Source organism: Paenibacillus germinis, from assembly GCF_013141785.1.
Taxonomy (GTDB): domain Bacteria; phylum Bacillota; class Bacilli; order Paenibacillales; family NBRC-103111; genus Paenibacillus_E; species Paenibacillus_E phytorum.
The window spans coordinates 25,688-45,948 of record NZ_WHOC01000049.1; the positions used below are offsets into that span (position 1 = coordinate 25,688).

Annotated in this window: 23 protein-coding genes, 3 pseudogenes and 1 riboswitch; of the genes and pseudogenes, 19 read left to right on the forward strand and 7 right to left on the reverse strand. The window is 41.7% G+C overall.

The genetic code is table 11. The features are described 5' to 3' along the window. Positions 1–48: 48 nt before the first annotated feature. The 4 genes from GC102_RS10545 (at position 49) to GC102_RS40020 (ending at position 2,840) form a co-directional block, all read left to right on the forward strand. Positions 49–1,635, forward strand: coding sequence for an ABC transporter substrate-binding protein (locus GC102_RS10545; RefSeq protein ID WP_171689483.1), 1,587 nt, complete (start codon positions 49–51; stop codon positions 1,633–1,635). 85 nt (positions 1,636–1,720) lie between these two features. After that, a riboswitch (cyclic di-GMP riboswitch) is annotated at positions 1,721–1,807 on the forward strand. 87 nt (positions 1,808–1,894) lie between these two features. Next, on the forward strand, positions 1,895–2,023 hold the full coding sequence (locus tag GC102_RS40015; RefSeq protein ID WP_281367648.1) for a hypothetical protein: 129 nt from the start codon (positions 1,895–1,897) through the stop codon (positions 2,021–2,023). 106 nt (positions 2,024–2,129) lie between these two features. Beyond that, positions 2,130–2,366, forward strand: a complete 237-nt coding sequence (locus GC102_RS10550) for a P-loop NTPase family protein (protein ID WP_171689484.1) — start codon at positions 2,130–2,132, stop codon at positions 2,364–2,366. Positions 2,367–2,588: 222 nt separating this feature from the next. Further along, positions 2,589–2,840, forward strand: coding sequence for a DUF3231 family protein (locus tag GC102_RS40020; protein WP_171689485.1), 252 nt, complete (start codon positions 2,589–2,591; stop codon positions 2,838–2,840). A gap of 459 nt (positions 2,841–3,299) precedes the next feature. On the opposite strand, the gene GC102_RS10560 is transcribed toward GC102_RS40020, so the two are convergent. Continuing rightward, entirely contained in the window at positions 3,300–3,938 is a 639-nt protein-coding gene (locus GC102_RS10560) for a Crp/Fnr family transcriptional regulator (RefSeq protein ID WP_171689486.1), read from the reverse strand. Positions 3,939–4,032: 94 nt separating this feature from the next. Between GC102_RS10560 and GC102_RS10565 the strand changes: the two genes are divergently transcribed. The 3 genes from GC102_RS10565 (at position 4,033) to GC102_RS10575 (ending at position 6,935) form a co-directional block, all read left to right on the forward strand. Then, the gene (locus tag GC102_RS10565; protein WP_171689487.1) at positions 4,033–4,986 is read left to right on the forward strand and encodes a nucleoside hydrolase; all 954 of its coding nucleotides are present in this window, start codon (positions 4,033–4,035) and stop codon (positions 4,984–4,986) included. A gap of 87 nt (positions 4,987–5,073) precedes the next feature. Continuing rightward, positions 5,074–5,571 carry an NUDIX hydrolase gene (locus tag GC102_RS10570; RefSeq protein ID WP_171689488.1) on the forward strand — a complete coding sequence of 166 codons (498 nt, stop codon included), beginning with the start codon at positions 5,074–5,076 and terminating at the stop codon, positions 5,569–5,571. A gap of 629 nt (positions 5,572–6,200) precedes the next feature. Next, positions 6,201–6,935 (forward strand): class I SAM-dependent methyltransferase, encoded by a 735-nt coding sequence (locus GC102_RS10575; protein ID WP_171689489.1) that lies wholly within the window; start codon positions 6,201–6,203, stop codon positions 6,933–6,935. A 1,167-nt stretch (positions 6,936–8,102) separates the two neighbouring features. Here GC102_RS10575 and GC102_RS10585 read toward each other — a convergent pair. Beyond that, on the reverse strand, positions 8,103–9,548 hold the full coding sequence (locus tag GC102_RS10585) for an IS1182 family transposase (RefSeq protein ID WP_171689490.1): 1,446 nt from the start codon (positions 9,546–9,548) through the stop codon (positions 8,103–8,105). A 226-nt stretch (positions 9,549–9,774) separates the two neighbouring features. Further along, a complete protein-coding gene (locus GC102_RS10590) occupies positions 9,775–10,386 on the reverse strand; it encodes a TetR/AcrR family transcriptional regulator (protein WP_171689491.1) in 612 nt (203 codons plus the stop codon). Between the two features lie 176 nt (positions 10,387–10,562). Between GC102_RS10590 and GC102_RS10595 the strand changes: the two genes are divergently transcribed. Next, the gene (locus tag GC102_RS10595) at positions 10,563–11,153 is read left to right on the forward strand and encodes an NAD(P)H-dependent oxidoreductase (RefSeq protein ID WP_171689492.1); all 591 of its coding nucleotides are present in this window, start codon (positions 10,563–10,565) and stop codon (positions 11,151–11,153) included. A 228-nt stretch (positions 11,154–11,381) separates the two neighbouring features. Further along, entirely contained in the window at positions 11,382–11,522 is a 141-nt protein-coding gene (locus GC102_RS10600; RefSeq protein ID WP_171689493.1) for an NUDIX hydrolase, read from the forward strand. A gap of 183 nt (positions 11,523–11,705) precedes the next feature. Here the strand turns inward: GC102_RS10600 and GC102_RS40550 are convergent, their stop codons facing one another. Both GC102_RS40550 and GC102_RS40555 read right to left on the reverse strand, forming a co-directional pair. Then, the gene (locus GC102_RS40550; RefSeq protein WP_376769358.1) at positions 11,706–11,945 is read right to left on the reverse strand and encodes a transposase domain-containing protein; all 240 of its coding nucleotides are present in this window, start codon (positions 11,943–11,945) and stop codon (positions 11,706–11,708) included. Continuing rightward, positions 11,864–12,250 (reverse strand): annotated as a pseudogene (locus GC102_RS40555) (IS66 family transposase). The gene GC102_RS40550 and the pseudogene GC102_RS40555 overlap by 82 nt, the downstream one beginning before the upstream one ends. A gap of 32 nt (positions 12,251–12,282) precedes the next feature. Here GC102_RS40555 and GC102_RS10610 point away from each other — a divergent pair. Continuing rightward, complete coding sequence (locus GC102_RS10610; RefSeq protein WP_171689494.1) at positions 12,283–13,044, forward strand: dienelactone hydrolase family protein; 762 nt, start codon at positions 12,283–12,285, stop codon at positions 13,042–13,044. Between the two features lie 60 nt (positions 13,045–13,104). On the opposite strand, the pseudogene tnpB reads toward GC102_RS10610, so the two are convergent. Then, a pseudogene (gene tnpB, locus GC102_RS40560) lies at positions 13,105–13,439 on the reverse strand (IS66 family insertion sequence element accessory protein TnpB). After that, on the reverse strand, positions 13,433–13,759 hold the full coding sequence (gene tnpA, locus GC102_RS10620; protein WP_171689496.1) for an IS66 family insertion sequence element accessory protein TnpA: 327 nt from the start codon (positions 13,757–13,759) through the stop codon (positions 13,433–13,435). The pseudogene tnpB and the gene tnpA overlap by 7 nt, the downstream one beginning before the upstream one ends. A gap of 99 nt (positions 13,760–13,858) precedes the next feature. On the opposite strand from tnpA, the pseudogene GC102_RS10625 reads away from it, so the two are divergent. From GC102_RS10625 to GC102_RS10665, 9 genes and pseudogenes are all read left to right on the forward strand, one after another. Beyond that, positions 13,859–14,221: pseudogene (locus GC102_RS10625) on the forward strand (GNAT family N-acetyltransferase); the annotation flags it as partial. Positions 14,222–14,394: 173 nt separating this feature from the next. Continuing rightward, the gene (locus tag GC102_RS10630; protein ID WP_171689498.1) at positions 14,395–15,180 is read left to right on the forward strand and encodes an alpha/beta fold hydrolase; all 786 of its coding nucleotides are present in this window, start codon (positions 14,395–14,397) and stop codon (positions 15,178–15,180) included. Then, positions 15,155–15,745, forward strand: a complete 591-nt coding sequence (locus tag GC102_RS10635; protein ID WP_171689499.1) for a TetR/AcrR family transcriptional regulator — start codon at positions 15,155–15,157, stop codon at positions 15,743–15,745. Before GC102_RS10630 ends, GC102_RS10635 begins: the two co-directional genes overlap by 26 nt. 328 nt (positions 15,746–16,073) lie before the next feature. Then, positions 16,074–16,220, forward strand: a complete 147-nt coding sequence (locus GC102_RS10640; protein ID WP_171689500.1) for a hypothetical protein — start codon at positions 16,074–16,076, stop codon at positions 16,218–16,220. A 12-nt stretch (positions 16,221–16,232) separates the two neighbouring features. Then, the gene (locus GC102_RS10645) at positions 16,233–16,877 is read left to right on the forward strand and encodes a class I SAM-dependent methyltransferase (RefSeq protein WP_171689501.1); all 645 of its coding nucleotides are present in this window, start codon (positions 16,233–16,235) and stop codon (positions 16,875–16,877) included. Positions 16,878–17,085: 208 nt separating this feature from the next. Further along, positions 17,086–17,595 (forward strand): hypothetical protein, encoded by a 510-nt coding sequence (locus GC102_RS10650; RefSeq protein ID WP_171689502.1) that lies wholly within the window; start codon positions 17,086–17,088, stop codon positions 17,593–17,595. A 163-nt stretch (positions 17,596–17,758) separates the two neighbouring features. Then, a complete protein-coding gene (locus GC102_RS10655; RefSeq protein ID WP_171689503.1) occupies positions 17,759–18,280 on the forward strand; it encodes a hypothetical protein in 522 nt (173 codons plus the stop codon). A 545-nt stretch (positions 18,281–18,825) separates the two neighbouring features. Then, positions 18,826–19,686: an FRG domain-containing protein gene (locus tag GC102_RS10660; RefSeq protein ID WP_171689504.1), complete on the forward strand. Its 861-nt coding sequence runs from the start codon at positions 18,826–18,828 to the stop codon at positions 19,684–19,686. A 163-nt stretch (positions 19,687–19,849) separates the two neighbouring features. Further along, a partial coding sequence (locus GC102_RS10665; RefSeq protein WP_171689505.1) for a DinB family protein occupies positions 19,850–20,261 on the forward strand: 412 nt, incomplete at its 3' end.

Genomic DNA, 20,261 nt, shown 5'->3' on the forward strand with positions numbered 1-20,261 from the left:
AACGGTATTCCCTCAAGCTGACCAAATGAAATCGGGGAGGATTGCAATTTGAGGAAGGATAAGCGCAGTTTCACGACAATCGTCAGCATGCTGATCCTTGTTTTATTCTTGGGCGCATGCGCCGGCAAAAACAATGACGGCAACGCAGCGCCAAGCAGTAAAGAAAGCGGATTATCGACCGCTCCTCCGGCAAGTTCCGCGGCGAGCGGCGGAGAGAGTAGTCGGAAAGCGTTGGAACCGGTGGAGTTGTCCTATTACTTCGTAGGAACTCCGCAAAAAGATTTGCCGCTTGTCGAAGGTGAGATCAATAAAATCTTGAAGGAGAAAATCAACGCCACGATCAAGCTGAACCTGATCGATTGGGGCAGCTACGATCAGAAGATGAATGTCATGATCGGAGCTGGCGACGCATTCGACCTGATGTTTACCGCCCCTTGGAGCAATAATTATTATAAAAACGTGGAGAAGGGAGCCCTGATACCGCTGGACGACCTGCTTACCCGATACGCGCCGACGCTGAAGTCGACCGTGCCGGACTACGTTTGGAACGCTACCCGCGTACGAGGCAAAATTTACGGTGCCATCAACTGGCAGATCATCGCGATGTCGTACGGTTTTGACATGCGCAAGGATTTGGCGGAGAAATACGGCCTGAATCTGGGGTCCATCAATCGTTACGACGATCTTGAACCGTTCCTGGACAAAATCCTGAAAGGAGAGAAGGGGGTTACTCCGCTTCAGTTCGTCAATACTTACGATACCTTTAACGGTGAAGCGCCGTATTTCGGCATGGATACGATCGGCGAAGACGCATCTCCGGGTTGGATCTACTTGAAAGACGCCGACACGAAGGTCGTCAACCAATACGCGTCTCCCGAGTACAAGGATTTCGTGACTTTGATGCACAAGTGGCACGAGAAAGGCTATTTCCGCAAAGACAATGCGTCCATTTCGGACGATACGGCGGACGTCAAAGCTGGCAAATACGGCGGATCGATCGCGGGTACGATTACGCCGGGCGTCGAAAGCCAGATTTTCCTGCGCTGGGGAGTCCATAAAGTAGTCAAACAGCTGAGCAAACCGCTGGCCACCACAGGACGCGCGATCGCTACGATGACGGGCATCAGCAGCACATCCAAAAATCCCGAACGGGCGATGATGTTCCTGGAGCTGATCAACTCGGATAAGAAGCTGTACAATCTGCTCAGCCACGGCATCGAAGGCAAGCATTACGTGATGGTGAACGAAGCGAACGGCGTGATCGGCATGCCGGAGGGCGTCACCCCCGAAACGAACGGCTATGCGCCGGGTACGGATTGGATGTTCGGCAACCAATTTAACGGCTATTACATCTCCAAGGACGATGTCGGCAATTGGGATAAAATTCGGCAGCTCAACGCAAGCGCGGAGCGTTCGCCGCTGCTCGGTTTCAACTTTAATCCCGAGCCGGTGAAGACGGAGCTGACGCAGACGAATTCGGTCATCAAACAATATAACACCGCCTTGATCTCCGGATCGGTCGATCCTGTGAAAATGCTGCCCGAATTTCTCGATAAGCTGAGTAAGGCTGGCGTGGATAAAGTGATCGCTGAGAAACAAAGGCAAGTTGATATGTGGAAGAAGACCAAGTCATAAGCCATCTCACCATCGGCCAAGAGAGAGGCGAGATTTCCTTCCTTTTTGGCCGATTTGATTGTTCTTTCACAAAGATTTGAAAATCATGTTATAACGGCAAAGCAGTTGAAAGACAGGGACGCAAAACCACGGACCTAACGACGTATCCGCCTATGGCGCATGGGCTGCAGAATTTGCGGCGCGTCATGCTGATCTTACCGCCCCGATGGGCGGTTTATTTTTAGAAATAAGAAATTATAAATTTTCGGGATTCATAAGAGTGGCTCAGAAGAAGAAGCAGCCGCTAAGCAAAAGCAAGCGCATGTTAAGCAAAGAGACGGGCAAGTACATTTGTTTGAACTGCGAGGAAACGGAAGAGATCCCGCTTAGTGTGGTAAGTGGAAGTTAGCTGCTCCTTGTTTTACATTCAAGTAACGGGCAGTTTTGCTCATAACAGTACCGTGCATTTTGTTCTGGTATAATTGGTATATTTATGAAACCATGGAGTACTCATTATGGAACAGACACTCAATCAATCCAGGTTGATTTTGATGGAGGGCCTTCCTTCAACAGGCAAATCAACGAATGCAGGAATATTATTCTCACAATTAGAGCGAAATGGCAAGAAAGCAAGAAGGATTCACGAAGTAGCGAGACCTCATCCAACTTTATTTTTTTATGAAGCTTATATGGAGGACAAAGAGTATTTAGAATTTATCGCTCGTTATCCTCTTCGACTTAGAACGCTATAAACAAGTGGCCATAGAAAAGTGGGAGCATTTCGTAGAGAAACAACTCCATTCCAATGAAATTGCAATCTTGGATAGTTGTATTTTTCAATTCCAAATTTACACATTTATCTTAGCTGACGCACCACTTATCCAACTTCAGTCATTTATCGAAGCAATTTATAAGATTATATCCCCGCTCAATCCATCATTGATTTACTTGTATATGACTGAGAAATATCCGAAATGTTCTTCAACATAGAACGGAACTATTTCGGACTAATCCTTCTTACAGCTTTTATGCAAGTAGTTAAGGACGAACATATTAAGCGTTTACTGGCAAGGGGAAAACAACTGTCTATGGATCAAATCAAATTTATAAATGATAAGTTGGTTCAAGATGATTTGCTCGGGACAATCATGGTCAATACAGAAGTCGAAAGAGGTGAAAGCGTGTACACGCCAATTCCTATTAAGCTGCAACATTTAGATATTTAAAATAAAAAGGGATCCACGCCAACATTTTGACGAAAGCATAAATGTTCACGACCGTAATGGACGCAAGTCTGAAATGTGCAATCGCTGCGGTCAACCAATGCTTCATCGAAAAGGTTCTAAGGAGAATTTTGGAAGAAAGAATGATCTTTTCGGCCAGGATGTTCTCATTGGTAGCGCAGCGTCTTGAACAGCTTGTTGGGTGACAATTAAGTTTTGAAGTGCAAGAAACCAGTAAACTCAAGGGGAGGCCGCTGAAAAAGCCCACTTTTTTAAAACCAGAAAATAGCAGAAAAAAACGAGCCTCTAGAATCACTTCTAAGGCTCGTTTCGTATTTCGGGAGTCATATTTAGACCCCCCAAATTCATTGATTTTTCTATAACATTACTTTTTCAGTGGCCTCCTCAAGGGTTCACTGGTTTTCCTTATCAACGATGTATAAAAAACAGAACCAATACTTTTTAACTTAGTAAAAAATTTTCAAGGTATTTTTCTATCGCTTCAATTGATTTTATAGAGAATTTTTTATCTTTATAGTTTATAAAACCCTCATTAATGCACTCAGCTATTGAACGATTTAAGCTTCTAATTGGTGCACAGACCTCACTTGATAAAATTTGCTTTGTAAGGTTATCTAAATCACCAATTTTATAATGATTATGTAGACTTAATAAAATACGGTCTTTAGCTGGTAGTAGTGATAACTGCGCAGCGGTATCTGAACTTAAAACTAACTTTTGGGCAAGTTGTTTAATTAAGTAAAAATTAAAATTAAAATCGAGTTTCATCCATTCATAAACCTTTGTTTTATGGATCGCAATCGTTTCACAATCTTCTTTGGCAATAACACCGAGTGTCTTAATGTTATCATTAAAAATTTCTATCTCCCCAAAACAACTATATGAATTGTAAATATACATGGAAAGCATCGTTCCCACATAACTTTGCCTATACACTTCAGCTAAACCTGTAGTCAGGATATAAAGATAATTATTTTGTTCATGTGGATGAAGAATAAGGCTGCTTTTCTTATGCTTTTTATAAATGAATTCTTTCTTAATCTGCGTTGGTACATCATTCACAATTTCTTTTAAATCCATATTCTCACCTTCTTTTCCCTTTTGGTCATTTGACCTATTTTCATTGTAATTGGATTTATATAATGAAATCAAATACGAAATGGAGGTCTCTTATATGAGAAAATTAATTATTGACACAGACACTGGAAGTGATGACGCTGTAGCGTTAATTATGGCATTAAAATCATCGGATGTGAAAGTGGAAGCGATAACAACCATTTGTGGCAATGTTCCGGTTGAATTGGCAACGAAAAATGCACTTATGACGATCGAAATTACTAATGGACAAAAACCGCCTCTTTATGTTGGAGCGGCCAAACCGCTTATGCGTGATTTAGTTACAGCCGTTAATGTTCATGGTGAGGATGGTATGGGAGATTGTAATTTAATTCATCCTACCATTTTGCCAGAAACCGAGCATGCCGTAGATGCGATCCTAGACATCATTGAAAATAACCCTGGAGAAATCGAAATTGTAACCATCGGTCCTGTAACGAATATTGCTCTTGCTATTTTAAAAGCACCTGAGACCATGAAAAAGGTCAAGCATATTTACACCATGGGTACTTCCGGCTTTGGCCCTGGAAATACCACACCTGTTGCTGAATTTAATGTGTATGTAGATGCAGAGGCTTATCGTATTATGCTGGGCTCAGGGATACCTATTACCATCATTGGATTTGATGTATGTCTAGGAGAAGCTGCTTTGAATAAGGGCGATATGGATGTATTACTCTCAAGTGGTAAGAAGGAAGCTGAGTTTTCCGTTAAATGTAACCGTTCCTTGCTTGAATATAATTTACAAAGAAGTAATGAACATATTGTTGACTTACCTGATGCTGTGGCAATGGGGGTTGTACTCTGGAATGAAATTGTAGTTGAAGAAAAATTATGTTACTGCTATGTATGCACAACAGAAGAAGCTGCCTATGGTCAAGTGATTGTAAATGACGGTTGTAAACTTGCTATATCTGATGGTTTTGCAGGCCATACCCCTAATGCTAAAGTTTGTAAAACGATCAACAATCCTTTATTTAAAGAAAAATTAATTAGCTTACTTGTGCAATGAAATTTTTAATATTTTCTCTCTCAACATTAATAGGCTTCGCCTGATAGAAAATTGCTGGTGAAAAAATACGTTAAATTAGAGGTTATAATGTCTATAAAATATGTACATTGTTTTATTTATAAAGATAATAAATTATTGATGCTTAGAAGGAACAATCCTCCCTTTAAGAATATGTGGAATTGCGTGGGAGGCAAGATTATGCTTGATGAAACTCCTCGGGATGCAGTAGTTCGAGAAGTCAAAGAGGAAACTGGACTGACAATCCAGTCTGTTCATTTCAAAGGTATTGCCACTTGGAATCAAGTAGGTGGTATGTATATTTTTCTTGCTAAGAAATTTGTAGGGGATTTAATTGAATGCAATGAAGGAACACTCGATTGGAAAAGTAAGGAGTGGATCATGGAATCTCCCGATGTCGTTAGTAGCATCCCGACAATCTTGGAAGATGTGCTCACGATGGATGTACCAGTAGAATTTGCTCTTTTTTACACGGGAGTAGAGTACGAAGGAGATATATTGAAATATCAGATTCGATCCATAAATAATTTTCATGAACGTGTTGTCAAAGCTATTCCTAATCATTGAGAATGTATGGATTTCCTGTGAACCGGATAAATGAGGACGGCAATTCCCAGATAGGAAGATTAGGTACCCTAAAACCTGAAAAGCCCTCAATACTTCCTACTGGGAAACATGAGAGCACTCTCGCTTTTTGACTTTCTTATCAATTGTGTGGTCATGCACATCTAATATTCATCGAATATTTTCACGCGGCGGGATTTCAAATGATTTTTAAATTAATGCCAGTGTTCTTCAGAATTGGTGAGGCCGGTGGTTGAGAAAAAGCATAAGATTATGTGGAGTGAATATTTCAGTGCAAAGCCACCGGGTTAATGGTGTTGTTTGTTAATTGCTCTGTAAAAAGCAGTTGTAATTACAGAGTATGCCTAACAGTACCCTGAAATGGATACGATCGCAAATAACATGAGAAAGATAGAAGCAGCAGGATATGGTATAAAGGGGAATTTTATTTCACCTAGTACCGATTGAACTGCTCACTTCTATGATTTAATGGAGAACAATCTCAAGTGTATGAGAGAAAAATACGCAGATAATGTTGTGGAAATGCAAGTTGTTGAAATGCTGCAAACAGAGATTAATATGCACCAAAGAAACAAGCAAGATTATAGCTAAGTTAGGAGTCTAAGGTAAATATGAAACAGAACAAATATGATGAACTCGGATTCTTCGAAAAATACAGTGAGATGCCTCGCTCGATTGGTGGTCTGAAAGCTGCTGGGGAATGGCCCGTACTCCGTGCGATGCTTCCCGCGCTGCGAGATAAAAGAGTTCTTGACCTTGGATGCGGTTTTGGTTGGCATTGCAAATATGCAATAGAACAGCAAGCCCGGTCAGTGGTTGGAGTAGATCTATCTGAGAAAATGTTAGCGTATGCCAGAGAAAATAATAACGATTCTGCGATCGAGTATCGGAGGCTCGCGATTGAAGACATCGATTTTGCAGCAGGGGAATTTGACGTTGTGATGAGCTCGCTTGCTCTTCATTATGTGGAGAACTTCGAAGTTGTTTGTCGTAAAATACATCAATGTCTTGTATCAGGAGGAACTTTCATACTTTCGGTTGAACATCCAGTATTTACTGCACTCGCTGCACAAGACTGGTATTATGGCTCCGCAGGCGAGCGATTGCACTGGCCTGTCGACGACTACCAGAAAGAAGGTCTACGGCAGGCGAGATTTCTGGACAATGATGTCGTCAAATATCATCGAACTATCACTACCTATGTGAATGCGTTAATTGATTCAGGATTTCGTATTATGAAACTTTCCGAACCTCAACCAACGCAAGAAACATTGGACAAGTATCCCGAAATGAGAGACGAAACCCGTCGTCCCATTTTCCTCTTGATCTCAGCGGTTAAGAATTAAACATTTCAGTTAATGTAACTACTACGACGGAAAATGAATGCATCATAACAACAGGCTGCCGAAAATATCGGCAGTCTGTTCAGTAATTTTATTTCACCTAGTACCGATTGAACTGCTCACTACTATGATTTAATAGAGAACAATCTCAAGTGTATGAGAGAAAAATACGCAGATAATGTTGTGGCAATGCAAGTTGTTGAAATGCTGCAAACAGAGATTAATGTGCACCAAAGAAACAAGCAAGATTATAGCTATGTTTTTTATTGCTATGGAATGGGTGTGACCAATCATCACTAGGTGTCCAATGACACAAATGTGCCTACATAACTTTGAATGCAAATGCCTGAGGAATCAGGCTTTTTTATTTTTATGTAGGAGGATTTGTGTCATCTAAAAATGCACAAATGTCCCAACATTGTAGTCTGGCGACACAAATTCACCTACATTATAGGAGATCGATTTTTAGATCGGATCACTCAAGAGATTCTCTACTTGCCAACAAAATAAACCTAACCGCTCCGCTCCCTCATAGAATAGGGATTTTCTCACGAATGCTCGCTCATTCGCAGGATTTCAAAATGTTTGTTAAATAGGAGTTGCGGTGTTTGGGTTCTGTGTGGCAGGAAGTTCCGTTAGAGCGCATGCGGGAACAGAAGGTGCTGATATATTTACAACATCTTCCATAACAAAGTTATGCTGCACGCTTCACTCCACAAGGTCCTTGGGGATTTACTCTCCCAAATCTCGACGGGTCTATGCCCTCACATTCCTTCGTCCTATCTTTCCAAGGTGTGGAGTCCGATTAACGTTAACGGAACGGGTCTATGCCCTAAAGCTGAACAATCTCGGTACTCCGTGCTTTCTTTGTGAGATCCTACGAATGAGCCAATCTACGTGTCTGGGTTACGATTTACTTTTTATGCTGCTAATGTTAGCTGGGCCTTATCCATTGAAAATGTTTGCCCTTCTCTCGCCATGGCTACAAGCATCCGGGCTAGTTTCCCAATCAGCTTCATCATAGACTGCTTTTTCGTCATTCGTTTTACTTCGGTATTATGAGCATTCAAGGCTTGAAACGCTTCATTGAAAGATAACAGGTGAAACACTGTGAAGTAGAGATGCTTACGCAGAAGTGAGTTGCCTCGTTTGGTGAGCTTGATTTGCCCCTTATAGCTTCAATATTCTTTTGAGATTGACAGCGAATATGGCCATTGCCCCTTGCATGTGCATTCCAATGAGACCTGAGGAAGATGCCACATCATACCCGTGTCTGTGTTTTAGTTCACTATTTTTCGCTTCAATTTTGTAGCGCTCTTTTGCCTTTTCTTTGAAAAATTCATCTTCTTGAAAGGCTAGCTGTTCGCTATGCTCCATTGATTTGATGCTTATCGAATAGGTTTTTGATTTCGCCCCTTCTTTATAGCAACCTTCTTTTAAAGGGCATTGTTTACACTTATCGATATCAAAGTAATATTTATCTCTTTGGTTTTCCCCCAAATTTTTTGTTCCCGTATGCGCCCTGCGTACCGCCATATGACCTGCTTTGCAAACGTACAGCCCTGCATCTTTATTAAACTCAAATTCCTCTTCCTTTTTACGATTTCCTTGTGTAATTAGGGGATGTAATTTTGATACTAATTGCAATTCATTTTCATTGGCATAGTGGATATTCTCTTTCTCAGAATAGGCTATATCTCCAATGACCGTATCGATTTCCATGCCGGTTTTGCGACTTTTCTCGATCAAAGGTTGCAATTGTTTCCCATCACTCTTCTCTCCTGTTGTAATGATGGCAGCTGTAATAATACGTTCTTCATTCATGGCAATATGTGTTTTATAGCCAAAGAAAGAGGAGTCTGCCGTTTTGTGACCCACACGTGCGTCAGGATCATTCGAGAGTTGAAGGTGCTCTATGTGATCTTCTACTATTTCTTTCAAGTAATTCAGCTTTACTTTTACCTTTGGATATTCGCGGAGAGCTTCTTCTTTTTCAACGGAATCAATTACTTTTTGACAATAGTCCAGTTCGTCCGCTAATTCGTTAGACGTTGTTTTTGGCGGGAACATGTTCTTCATGTTTTCATCGATCTGGTACACTGATTTCCGTAACAGTTTGGACTTCTCCTTTAATATCTCTATTGGTGATTGCTGATTGAATCGTGATTTCGTGTGGGTAGCATCCACAATTATTGAGCGGCTCTTAATGATTTCTTTTTCCAAAGCGATTGCCACTGTTTTTTGAATCAGCATGTCGAGAAGGTTCACATCTTTCAAGCGAAGTTTGCGAAACTTCGTAAGTGAACTGGGATCGATAACCCCGTCTTCCGGTGCCATATCTAGGAAATACTTGAGAGACATGTCATATTTCGAACGTTCCACAACATCTATATCTGATAAATCGAAGATTGATTTTAGTAGTAAATACTTGAACATTCGAATAGGTGGAACAGCATTTCGGCCATTGTCGAGACAGTATTTATTCTGTAATTCTTCATGGACAAATGAAAAATCTACGAGGTCTTTAATTTGACGTAACATATTATCTTTAGGTACTACGATATCGTAAATGGCCATAAATGGACTAAGAATAAGAGATTGTTGGTTTGAAATCATCCGAGAAACCACCTGAAATTAATTAAATAAATTATACAGGAAAACAGGGTACCTATACTCAGAATTGAGGTAAGGTACCCTGTTTATATGATTTGAACTTTTTCAGTGGCATCGACTTACTCGGCAGCCTGTTGAAGTAACGGGCAGGTTAACATGGTGTGTGATGGTACAGCTTGCAGTAATATAATCACTGTCCCGTTAATACATTTGTAGTTAAAATCGGCGATTATTCCTTCAGTATGCCAGCCGCGTTTAAAGGCCCGATCTTAACCAATTCGCGTAATAGAGAGGACATGTACGCAGGAGAGTATGGCATGTCCTTCTCCAACCAAGATTCGATGACGCCGTAATGGGCCGAAGCTACGTATCTGCATAGAATATCCTTCGGGATAGGGATTTGCCTATGTTCCATGTTCGAGTATTCTAGCTTTCGATAGAATGCCTCTTCAATTGCCGACTTCATTCTCTTTGCAAAGCTGGGAATGCCCTTTTCCCCAATCATTGTTTTGTAAAAATTGGCGTGCTTCGCAACATGTTCAAATTGTTGCACCAAAGGGGCACTCCTTTCTATAGGGCACTTTTCATCCGGATTAACATCGTATGACTTTAACGATTCAGCGAATTTTTCCAGCATCTCATTAACGCTTTGGTCCAACAGGTCGTACTTATCCATGAAATGAAAATAAAAGGTAGAGCGATTAACATCCGCACGCTCCGTAATCTCATGAACAGTTAACGCATCGAATCCTTTCTCCGCAATTAACGAAATTAACGCGTCCTGTATAAACTGTCGGGTGCGTTTTACCCTTCGATCTATATCTTTGTAGTTTTTGGACATTTTGATCACCTTTGTGGAAGATTTTTGTGTTATCCGTCGCTTTACAGCTAATTGTTGGCTAATCGACTTATGCGATCATATTGTTGGTTGCCGTATACCCATTATATCTATAATAATAATCAACAGATAGATGAATTTACAACAATGTGTTTAGTTTCGAATGAGGAGGAAATTTGATGAAAACCTTGCTGATCGGAGCACATCCTAATTTCAGTAGTTTCAATGCGGCATTACGGGATGCATTTGCGGATCGTTTACTTGCAGCAGGACATGAAGTAAAACAGACCGATCTTTACGAGAAAAGCTTTCAACCTGTTATATCCTACGAAGAGTTGATCGGCTCTTTCCAAGGCTGTGAACCACCCGCAGATGTAGCCAAAGAGCATGACGATATCCGTTGGGCTGATTTCATCATTTTCATTTACCCTACTTGGTGGATGGGGATGCCGGCGATTATGAAAGGTTATATCGATCGTGTGCTTAGCAATAATTACGCTTATCGTTATGGAGATTCAGGACGCCCGGTAGGGTTGCTCACCGGAAAAAAAGCCCTAATTGTCCAAACAGCGGGAGGAAGTGAATACTACCTAATGAACAGTGGTCTGGAACAGGCTATGAAGTTAATTACAAAAGAAGGAATATTTGGATTCTGCGGGATCGATGTTGTGGAACACCTATTCTTGTATCAAGTAAATAAGGTTGATGACATTGCGAGAATGATGATGTTGGAGCAGACTGCTGAACTTATATCGGAGCATGTGAGATAGACCTGCGATATATTTAAGGGATTTCTAAGGAGGTACTAGATTCTAAAATAAACTCAAATTGAGCCGATTTCTCAACTAACGAAGAACGATAGCACAATAACAACAGGCTGCCTGCTTATTCGGCAGCCTGTTGAAGTAACGGGCAGGATAATGGAAATAATTTGAAGAAGATAAATAGAATAATATAATCACTGATTTTCCTGATACGAATGAAAGGGGCGGGTCAATTTGAAGGTACGAAGTGGAGTGAAAGGAATTGTTGTCAGTAAAAACAAACTCCTTACAATAAAAAAGTATGATCAACTTTTTGGTGCTGATAATACGTTACCAGGCGGAGGTCAAGAGCATGGCGAAAACTTGATCGAATGACTTAAACGTGAATTTCTTGAGGAAGTTGGCTGCCGTATACAAGTGAAACAGTTTGCATTAGTAAGAGAATATATAGGAAGAAATCATCATGGAAACAGCATGGTTGATCCGAATACTCATGTTGTAGGTAAGCGTCAAATAGCATCACCTTGAGATCAGATGGGAGCTGGCGTAGGCTAAGCATTAAGACTGTAGCACTCTGCAAGTGATCGGCAACGATGACGACCACGGCATAAACGGTTCGATCGTTTGCGGATCGAGCGGTCCGGTCAGCTGCGGCAATTGCTCGAAGAGATACTTCAGGTAGTCATAGGGACGAAGTCCGTTTTCCTTGGCCGTCTCTATGACGCTATAGATGGACGCGCTCGCTTTCGCGCCACGCGACGTGTTGCAAACAGCCAGTTCTTTCGCCCGATTACAAATGGCTTGATTGAACGCTCGCTTCGATTGTTATCGTCCGTCAGTGAGGAAGGCCGTCAGCTTCTCCACTGGTTCAAGCTGTAGGCGATCGCTTGACCAAGCAAGCTCTTTGGTAAAGTCCGAGACCGCTGCTGTTTCAGCCATACGAAATACGCCTCCACAAAAGGACTGCTTCGCTCCTGATACCAACTCGCAATCTGTGGTAAAATCAGAGAGGGAAAAGCATCCACTGCGACCACTACCTTCAGAAATTGATATGTTAAGTGCCGGTATGTGTCCCCCTCTGTCTTGATCACAGATGTTACCATCTCTCAATTTGTTGATAAGGAGAAAAGAAGTCATGTGTTATGATGACAACGCTCGCCCTCCGCTGCCAGCGAGGGCCACTGGAAAGGCGCATGGTGAAGACATCGTCTTGACCGCTGCTGATGGCAATCATTTTGCTGCCTATTTTGCTCGTCCTGAAGCACCGGCAAAAGGTCAGGTGATCATTTATCCTGATGTTCGTGGCTTGCATCAGTTTTACAAAGAATTGGCTCTGCGTTTTGCCGAGATTGGACTCCCGGCCCTTGCCCTTGATTATTTTGGACGGACAGCAGGTGTGGCCTCACGTCAGGAAGGGTTCGAATGCATGCCACACATCCAACAAATGCAACTGAAAACCTTCTTCTTGGACGTGAGAGCTGCGCTTGACTATTTACGCGAACAAGGGAACAAGGGAGAAGCGACCTTTCCAGTTGGCTTTTGTATAGGTGGGGCCTTCTCATTCTTGTCTGGTACGCAGCAAGCATTTGAGCTTGCTGGGGTTATTTCCTTCTATGGGGGTCTGCCTAAGGTCTTTCCTGAAGCAGGAGCCATGTTGGATCAGGTCGAGAACATAACGTGTCCAGTGCTCGGCCTGTTTGGAAGCGCGGATCAGAACATTCCAATAGGAACTGTGCGGACGCTCGAAACGAGGCTCAATGCAAGGGGCCTGGAGAATCACATCATCGTGTATGAGGGCGCTCCTCATGGCTTCTTTGATCAACTTGCCAGCGAGTATGCAGCCATTTCTGCGGATGCCTGGAAGCAGATTCAGAACTTTATCGCTGCCCATCACTAAGGCTTTGATCACAAGATACGGGATGTTGCTGATGAAGGCTGCTCTCAATCTCATGGGTCTCTATTGGGGGATTACGTAAGCGTCAAATAGCCCCACCAGGCCATCCAATAGCCAGCGAAGCTCGCGGATAGTAACCGTGACCGGCTCGCCGTGATTCTTTGGCCACTGGAACGTGCCGCGCTCGAGTCTGCGGTAGAACAGCCAGAAACCGTTGTGCTCCCAATATAGGATCTTTAACTTGTTCCGCTCGCGGTTACAAAAGACGAACAACAAGCAGAGAATGGATTGAGCCCGAGCCCCTTCTGGACAAGAGCGGCCAGTCCGTCGATGGATTTGCGCAAATCCGTGCTGCCGCAAGCCAGATATAACTGATGGGTGCTTAACTTGTTTAGCATACGGTTTGGAGTGCTCGCACCACATCACGGAGCAAAGCGGGGTTGAATCCGGCTTCGACTTCGATAACGGCTGCTCCGAGCCTGATGCGAAGGGAGGCGGGCTCCTCCGGTTCTGCTTCGGGAGCGATCTCAACGCTTAAAAAGGTGGTTGATTTGGCCACCGTCGAAGCAGCGGATGATCCGCTCAGCCTTTTCATCCAATTGTAAAGCTGACGACGGTTAACCTGATTGGCTGTGCACCATTTTGTTGCTTTTTCTCCGTTGGACCGGAAAGTTGCGATGTGTGCTTCCCATTTCTTTTGTACATTTTCTCTGGCCATAAAAAATCCTCCCCTATTTGGCTTCTGAGGAGGATTATCTCATGGCTATTGAAAGGAACGAAGGTGGGGAGGGTTTGACGCTTACAAAAAGGGGATAGTTATGCTTTCGCTATGGTAAAAAAGGAAGATGAATCATTGATTGGATGTATGAGTTTAGGTGTTGCAAAAAATCATAAACGTGCTGAACTTGCTTATTGGGTAGGTCAGCCGTATTGGGGGCAAGGATTTGCAATAGAAGCTGCCAAAAGGATAGTTCAATTTGGATTCGAGGTTTTGGAGTTAAACCGTATTTTCGCCGCTGCAATGACGAAGAACCTAGGTTCCTATAGGGTTATGAGTAAAATTGGGATGAAAGACGAAGGGATTTTCAAACAGCACATCTTGAAGTGGGATGTATTTGAAGATTTAGTCTTTTACGGGATGACAAAAATCGATTACGCGGACGCTGCAGGAAGTTATTAAGCTAACGCAGAACGATAGCTCCATAACAAAGATCAAGCAGGCTGCCGATGATGAACTCGGTGGCCTGTTGTGTTAACGGGCAGGGTAACTCCAATTTTTATTGACTGTACGGTCAGTCATAAACTATAATAACAATGCAAGGGATGATTTCGCATATTGGGGAGGAGATTACTATGGATCTTTTTTACGAAATTCAAGGGGAAGGCTCGCCAATCGTCATGATTCACAGCCCGGGCGTCGATTCGAGGGAGTGGAAGTATGTCGCGCCGATATTGGCGCAATCCCGCAAGGTCATTACCTTCGATGGCCGAGGGATTGGGCGCTCGCCTGCTCCGCAAGTACCGACCAGCCTTGTGGAGGATTTGCGAAAGCTGCTCGAACATGTGGGGGTGGATCGTGTCACGCTAGTTGGTCATTCAATGGGCGGGCAGGCGGCGACGGATTTTACGTTATCTTATCCTTCGATGGTTGAGCGGCTTGTATTGGTAGCCCCTTCTCTAACGGGATTCACTTTTTCTCAGGAGTTTAACGAGTGGATGGCAGCTGTCAATTTGGCCGCTCCCGATATTGCGAGATTGGTGGAATTGTCTTTAGCCGGTCCGAATTATCGTGTCACGATGGCCAGTCCTCATCGGGATTTCCTTCGTGAAATGGCTACTCACTACATGACGAGAGTGTTTACCGAATGGCAGAGCTTTGAAGTCCGCTGGCCTGAGCCGCTGGCGATTGAAAGGTTAGAGGAGATTGCTGTGAAGACGTTGTTTATTCATGGTACAGTAGAATGGCCGGACATGATCAAGATTGCCGAGCAATTCAAGCGGCTCCCATCGATCCGATTTGCTGAAATTGAAGGGGCGGATCATATGCTTACCTTGACCCACTCTGAAGAGCTCGCAGAGCACATAAAGCGTTTCGTACAGGGAGAACTCGACAATGCCTCGAACACAGGAAGAGAATGAGCGAATTCGTCAAGTCGCCAAGGAAAATATACGCACGGCAGCTATGGAAATTTTTATCGAACGAGGGTACCATGACGCTTCGATTGATGATGTAGTGAAGAAGGCCGGCGTTTCCAAAGGCTTGATGTACAATTACTACAGGGGGAAGGAAGAGCTCCTCGAAGAAATGGTACAGAACCGGATCGAAGAAATTATTCAAGTGATGCAAGAGGCGTCCGCTCTTGGTTCACCGTCCGAACAGCTGAAACATATTGTTAAAGGTGCTCTTGACAATGTCAAGCAGCGTCCTGACGTGTACCGCTTTTACTTGCATTTGCAAACGCAGCCGAAAGAAGATAAAGTACTGTCCAAGTACAGCCAGATACTCAATGAGGCAATGGCCAAACAATTCGAAGTGCAGTGCGGGATGTTCGCCGGACTTGGGACCGCGAATGCGCGATTAAGATCACTATACTTCTCCTCTACTCTTCATGGAATGATGCTGATGATTTGCACCTATCCCGATCAATACCCGACCGAGGAAATGAAAGAACAGATCATCCAGCAATTTTGTACCGATCGATAACCGCACCAAACCGAACAATCGGACTCTACACTCCGCAGACATGCCTCAGCTCCGAACCGTTTGTATCAACTTAGAAGAGTTCAGCTCATTCCGCTAACGGCGAACGATAGTTAGTTCAAACAAATTTGGAGCAGATTGCCAAGGCAACTGCTCCTTTTGCCATTAAGCTATTGGGCAGTAGAGCGTGGCGGAAAGCTACGTACATTTGAAGTATTGGGCAAGAATGCTGAATTAATTATTCTTTAAACAACAGAAGGGTTTTCCACAATGTTCCAGGATGTTATTTAGGGAAGAGATATTTAAGATTACGGGGGGGGGGGGGATTAAGATGTCAGATGGCTTGAAAAAAATACTTTTTGACCCAATGAAACACCCCGAATGGGTAGCACCCCATAGCCCAGAGTGGTATAAACAATTGTTTGAAGAGGTGGGGGTATATAAATACCCTTGGAAGTCAACGTTTGATGAACCGTGAGCTGAAATGATATTGGCAGAAAAAATAAATTCATCCTTATGTGAAGGTCGATTATTGGATGTTGGATGTGGTCATGGTGAATTTGCGTTACAATTTGCATTAAATGCAAATGAAGTTGTCGGGATTGATGTAGTAGAGGGCTTTATTGAAAAGGGGAACAAAGCTAAATCAATTGAAAATATCAACTTTTTAATTATTGATGGGAATGGTAATTTACCCTTTCCAAATGATTATTTCGATGTTGCATATACAAAAAAAGGACCTAGAGATTGGTATCACGATGGCAATCGAATTGTTAGAGCAGGTGGGACAATTTTAGGGTTCTACCATGCCGGCAGTCACGGTGCTTTACGAGAGTTATTCCCAGGTCTATATTCCCAAATACCAAAACCAGAAGCAAATGACATACTGCGTGAGCTTAATCTTCATGAAAGTGGTTTAACGGATATTAAAGTAGAGCTACTTGAAGAAATTGAATACCTATCTACACCAGAAGATGTTCTTATAAAAAAATGCTTTGGACAGAGCAAAAAACTAAAAGAAATTGTTTGGCAAGAATGCTTACAAGATGTAGAGAGAATATTTAATAAATATGCAACTTCAAAGGGATTGAAAATAATTAATTATTATCACTTGTTAACAGCAAGAGCTTCATAAAGCCTCTTCTCAGCTACGGACAGGATAGTAGAACAATTTTAGCGAATACTCTTACATAATCTTTAAGATAGTAAGATGTTGTCGGCAGAATGATGAGTACTGAAAGGAGAAAATTAGTCTGGAAAGGATCCCTATCTTCTCCGTCCATTCAATTAATTTCAACAGCGACCAGGAACTTCAAGTTTTACATGGGAGAGCTCTTGATTACGTGAGGTCGGGAAATAAACTCTATGTTTCTGATTCCGATTTAGATTTTAACTTCAGAATTGTGGAAGTAATAGAAAATGAAAATATAACCGTTTCTGTACTAGATATTATGGAAGTTGGAGCAATAACATTTAAAGTTGAAGGACAGCAGTCCAATATAGGTAATTACTTATACGGGGAATCAGTAGATGAATACATCCCCACTATTACGTTTGACCAAGCAAAACAAATGGCCGAAAATGCCAGTCGAGAGGATTTAGAGCGATATATCATAGATCCCCAAACACCTTTCTTAGAAGACTTCGTATTAGAAGGAGAATGCTGTTGGTTCTTTTTTTATAATCCCGATATCGAGATTCCCGAACAAGATTGGTCAAGACGCATGCTAAGTGCATATGCGGTTTCAAAAAAAGGTGATATGCGTCACACATATAACTACTCTAGTGATCCAATTAAGCTTCAGGACTACTTGCAAGCTATGTCAGCCCATTTCAAGAAGAAGTGCACGTGAAAATCTAAGATTAATCTAACATGAGAACTTTAGCTCAATAACTCAACTTAGATGTAGCTGCGACTGCACTCGGCAACTTTATACGTTAACGGCAGGAGAGTTTTTATTATTTCACGAATATTAAGAATATGAGAAGAGTAAAAAATAAAAGTCAGGTGATCTAATGATTTGGAATTCACCGTTATGGAAAGCTGAATTGAAGAAGGAATTAAGAAAATTTAAAAAGTATCAAGTTGACATTCGCTCTGACAAGTACGATGCAGATCACTTTGTATTTGGGCTTGAGAAATTCTATTTTACATGTGCGTTTATCATAAGAAAGTTGGTTGGGAACAATAAATTATCCGATGAGTTTATGAGTTCTAATTTCAAGGTTTCTCAATATAGAAGAATTAATAAAACAGAGAAACTTGATACGTACAATTATCTGGATTTTGCCAAATACTATTCTTTGGAGAATGAATCTGGAGTACAATTTAATGTCAATCGAGTATGTAATTTGTTTATACACAGTTTTGTGTTTTTTCCAACCTTTGATGAAGAAATGGAAATGGCATTTACCGGTGTGTTCATTAATTCAGATCATTCTATGGATGGATATATATATCACAAATGTCTCCTTAAGCTAACGGGAAACTATAGTGAAATTAAGCAGACAGCCACAGCCGTCTGCTTTTGTCATTGAAGTAACGGGCAGGATAACGGAAGAAGAGTGAAGAAATGGAAAATACAAAGGGGGATTAGATATGAATGGTTTGCTTAATCTTGGTAGCCTCGTGCTTGGACTAATTGCTTGGATACTTCCTGTTGTTAATCTCATGCGATATGGAAAACATGACCATCGGCATTGGGTCACTCTTTCGATTATGAGCATCAGTGCTTGTGCAATTTCGCTATGTTTCCAGATTTTCTATAGCTATCATCTGGTAAAGAGTGAGGAGTGGTATGCTCTTATGGACACAACGGGTGCTGTGGCGTCCGTCGCAGCAGTTCTTCTCATAGTAACCATCATATTAAATGCAATTACTCTGATTATATATCGTGACAGAACAGCAAAGTAGAATGTCAAAAATAACAACGTAGTTTTTACGCTAACGGATACGAGTGCAAATACCAGGGACAGAACGCCTCGGCCGGCAACTGTTCCCTTTTTCATTGAAGCAACGGGCGAATAGTGTGGTAATATAAGGGAATAACTGAGTTGAAAACAGGCATGGATAAGGGGAAATTATGAAAAAATTTGAAAGTGAACTATTTGAAAATGCATTTGAACCAGAGACTTTTCTTGAACTCATGGAATTAGCCACAAGTAATATAGGTAATGAACATAACCAAGTAAAGCCAATCAGAATGTGGAGAGGACAGGGCGATATACGTTGGGCTATAAATAGTGGGGCATATAGAAGAATTTATGAATCCAAAATTAAAGGCATGTTGTCAGGATCTTTTAAATCAATGGCAGATCGAGATATTGTGGAAGAAGAAGATGTTTCTAGTTATGAAAGCATTTTAATAAATCAAGCAAAACACAAAGGTTTTCATTATATAGATGGTAAAATTATCAGCGATTTTGAGCTATTGGCTAGACTACAACATCATGGAGCAGCAACTCGACTAGTAGATTTCTCAAAAAATTTATTAGTTTCTTTATGGTTTTGTGTTGACTCTTCCCCAAATGAAACAGGATTATTGTTGGGTTTACTTAATACTAATTTTGGCGGCGATATTGAAGATAGTATAATGCACACAAAAACAGATTACCAACAATTCGTAGAAAACTTAAAGGCATTTTCTCACCCCTTATTCATTGAACCACCGATTGTATCATCCAGGATTTCTTCTCAACATGGTGTATTTCTTTATAGTGATGTAGTTCATGAGAAAACTGGAAGTTTAAAGTTAGGGACTTATACTCAAGGAAGGCTTTTTATTGCTGTATCTCCTTCCTTGAAGAAAGTTATTCGTGATATTTTGATTACAACATTTGATATTAGACAGCGAACGCTATTTCCTGATTTTGAGGGTTTTTGCCTTTCAAATAGTGTAGAAAATAATATTGAAGCTATGTTAAGACAAGTTAAAAGTGAATAATCAAAAGTGTTAGGAAGAGATTGAACTAACGCAGAACGTACCGGCATATTCGGCACCCTGTTGAAGTAATGGGCAGAATAATTAAAGGGAATCATTCTGAGTTAAGTGAATTATTAAAAAAGTGATATGTGCATTTTTACTAAATTGCAGAGGGGAAATAGTCGTGCCAGACCTGACAAAAAACGTACTCGAAGACATGAACAAGCAGCTCGATCGAATCATAAAGAGCTTAAACCAACTTGATGATGTTTTGATTTGGAAAAAAATAAAGGATTCCATGAACAGCATTGGAAACCTTTGCTTACATTTAGCAGGAAACGAGTATCAGAACCTCATAAGTGCAATCGGAAACAAACCTTTCATTTGGGAACGCGCTCGAGAATTTAATTCTGAAGGTGGCATATCGAAGGATGAATTGAGTAGTCTTCTTTTGAGGACACGATCTGAATCGGAAAGTATAGTATCAGTTTTGTCCGAGGAGGATTTAAAAAGGGAAGTAATAATCCGCTATGACTTGGAGGATTGGAACAGAATGCTTCGGGTTAATGCTTCAGAAAATGAAACCTATGAAGTGA

What these genes read in the sequence shown, in the direction of transcription:
- GC102_RS10595 (WP_171689492.1), top strand. Translation starts at nt 10,563, where the DNA reads ATGAAAACCTTGCTGATCGGAGCACATCCTAATTTCAGTAGTTTCAAT.
- GC102_RS10590 (WP_171689491.1), bottom strand. Translation starts at nt 10,386, where the DNA reads ATGTCCAAAAACTACAAAGATATAGATCGAAGGGTAAAACGCACCCGA.
- tnpA (WP_171689496.1), bottom strand. Translation starts at nt 13,759, where the DNA reads ATGGCCAGAGAAAATGTACAAAAGAAATGGGAAGCACACATCGCAACT.
- GC102_RS10565 (WP_171689487.1), top strand. Translation starts at nt 4,033, where the DNA reads ATGAGAAAATTAATTATTGACACAGACACTGGAAGTGATGACGCTGTA.
- GC102_RS10635 (WP_171689499.1), top strand. Translation starts at nt 15,155, where the DNA reads ATGCCTCGAACACAGGAAGAGAATGAGCGAATTCGTCAAGTCGCCAAG.
- GC102_RS10640 (WP_171689500.1), top strand. Translation starts at nt 16,074, where the DNA reads ATGTCAGATGGCTTGAAAAAAATACTTTTTGACCCAATGAAACACCCC.
- GC102_RS10575 (WP_171689489.1), top strand. Translation starts at nt 6,201, where the DNA reads ATGAAACAGAACAAATATGATGAACTCGGATTCTTCGAAAAATACAGT.
- GC102_RS40020 (WP_171689485.1), top strand. Translation starts at nt 2,589, where the DNA reads ATGTTCTTCAACATAGAACGGAACTATTTCGGACTAATCCTTCTTACA.
- GC102_RS10610 (WP_171689494.1), top strand. Translation starts at nt 12,283, where the DNA reads ATGTGTTATGATGACAACGCTCGCCCTCCGCTGCCAGCGAGGGCCACT.
- GC102_RS10655 (WP_171689503.1), top strand. Translation starts at nt 17,759, where the DNA reads ATGATTTGGAATTCACCGTTATGGAAAGCTGAATTGAAGAAGGAATTA.
- GC102_RS10660 (WP_171689504.1), top strand. Translation starts at nt 18,826, where the DNA reads ATGAAAAAATTTGAAAGTGAACTATTTGAAAATGCATTTGAACCAGAG.
- GC102_RS10550 (WP_171689484.1), top strand. Translation starts at nt 2,130, where the DNA reads ATGGAACAGACACTCAATCAATCCAGGTTGATTTTGATGGAGGGCCTT.
- GC102_RS10585 (WP_171689490.1), bottom strand. Translation starts at nt 9,548, where the DNA reads ATGATTTCAAACCAACAATCTCTTATTCTTAGTCCATTTATGGCCATT.
- GC102_RS10630 (WP_171689498.1), top strand. Translation starts at nt 14,395, where the DNA reads ATGGATCTTTTTTACGAAATTCAAGGGGAAGGCTCGCCAATCGTCATG.
- GC102_RS10560 (WP_171689486.1), bottom strand. Translation starts at nt 3,938, where the DNA reads ATGGATTTAAAAGAAATTGTGAATGATGTACCAACGCAGATTAAGAAA.
- GC102_RS10570 (WP_171689488.1), top strand. Translation starts at nt 5,074, where the DNA reads ATGTCTATAAAATATGTACATTGTTTTATTTATAAAGATAATAAATTA.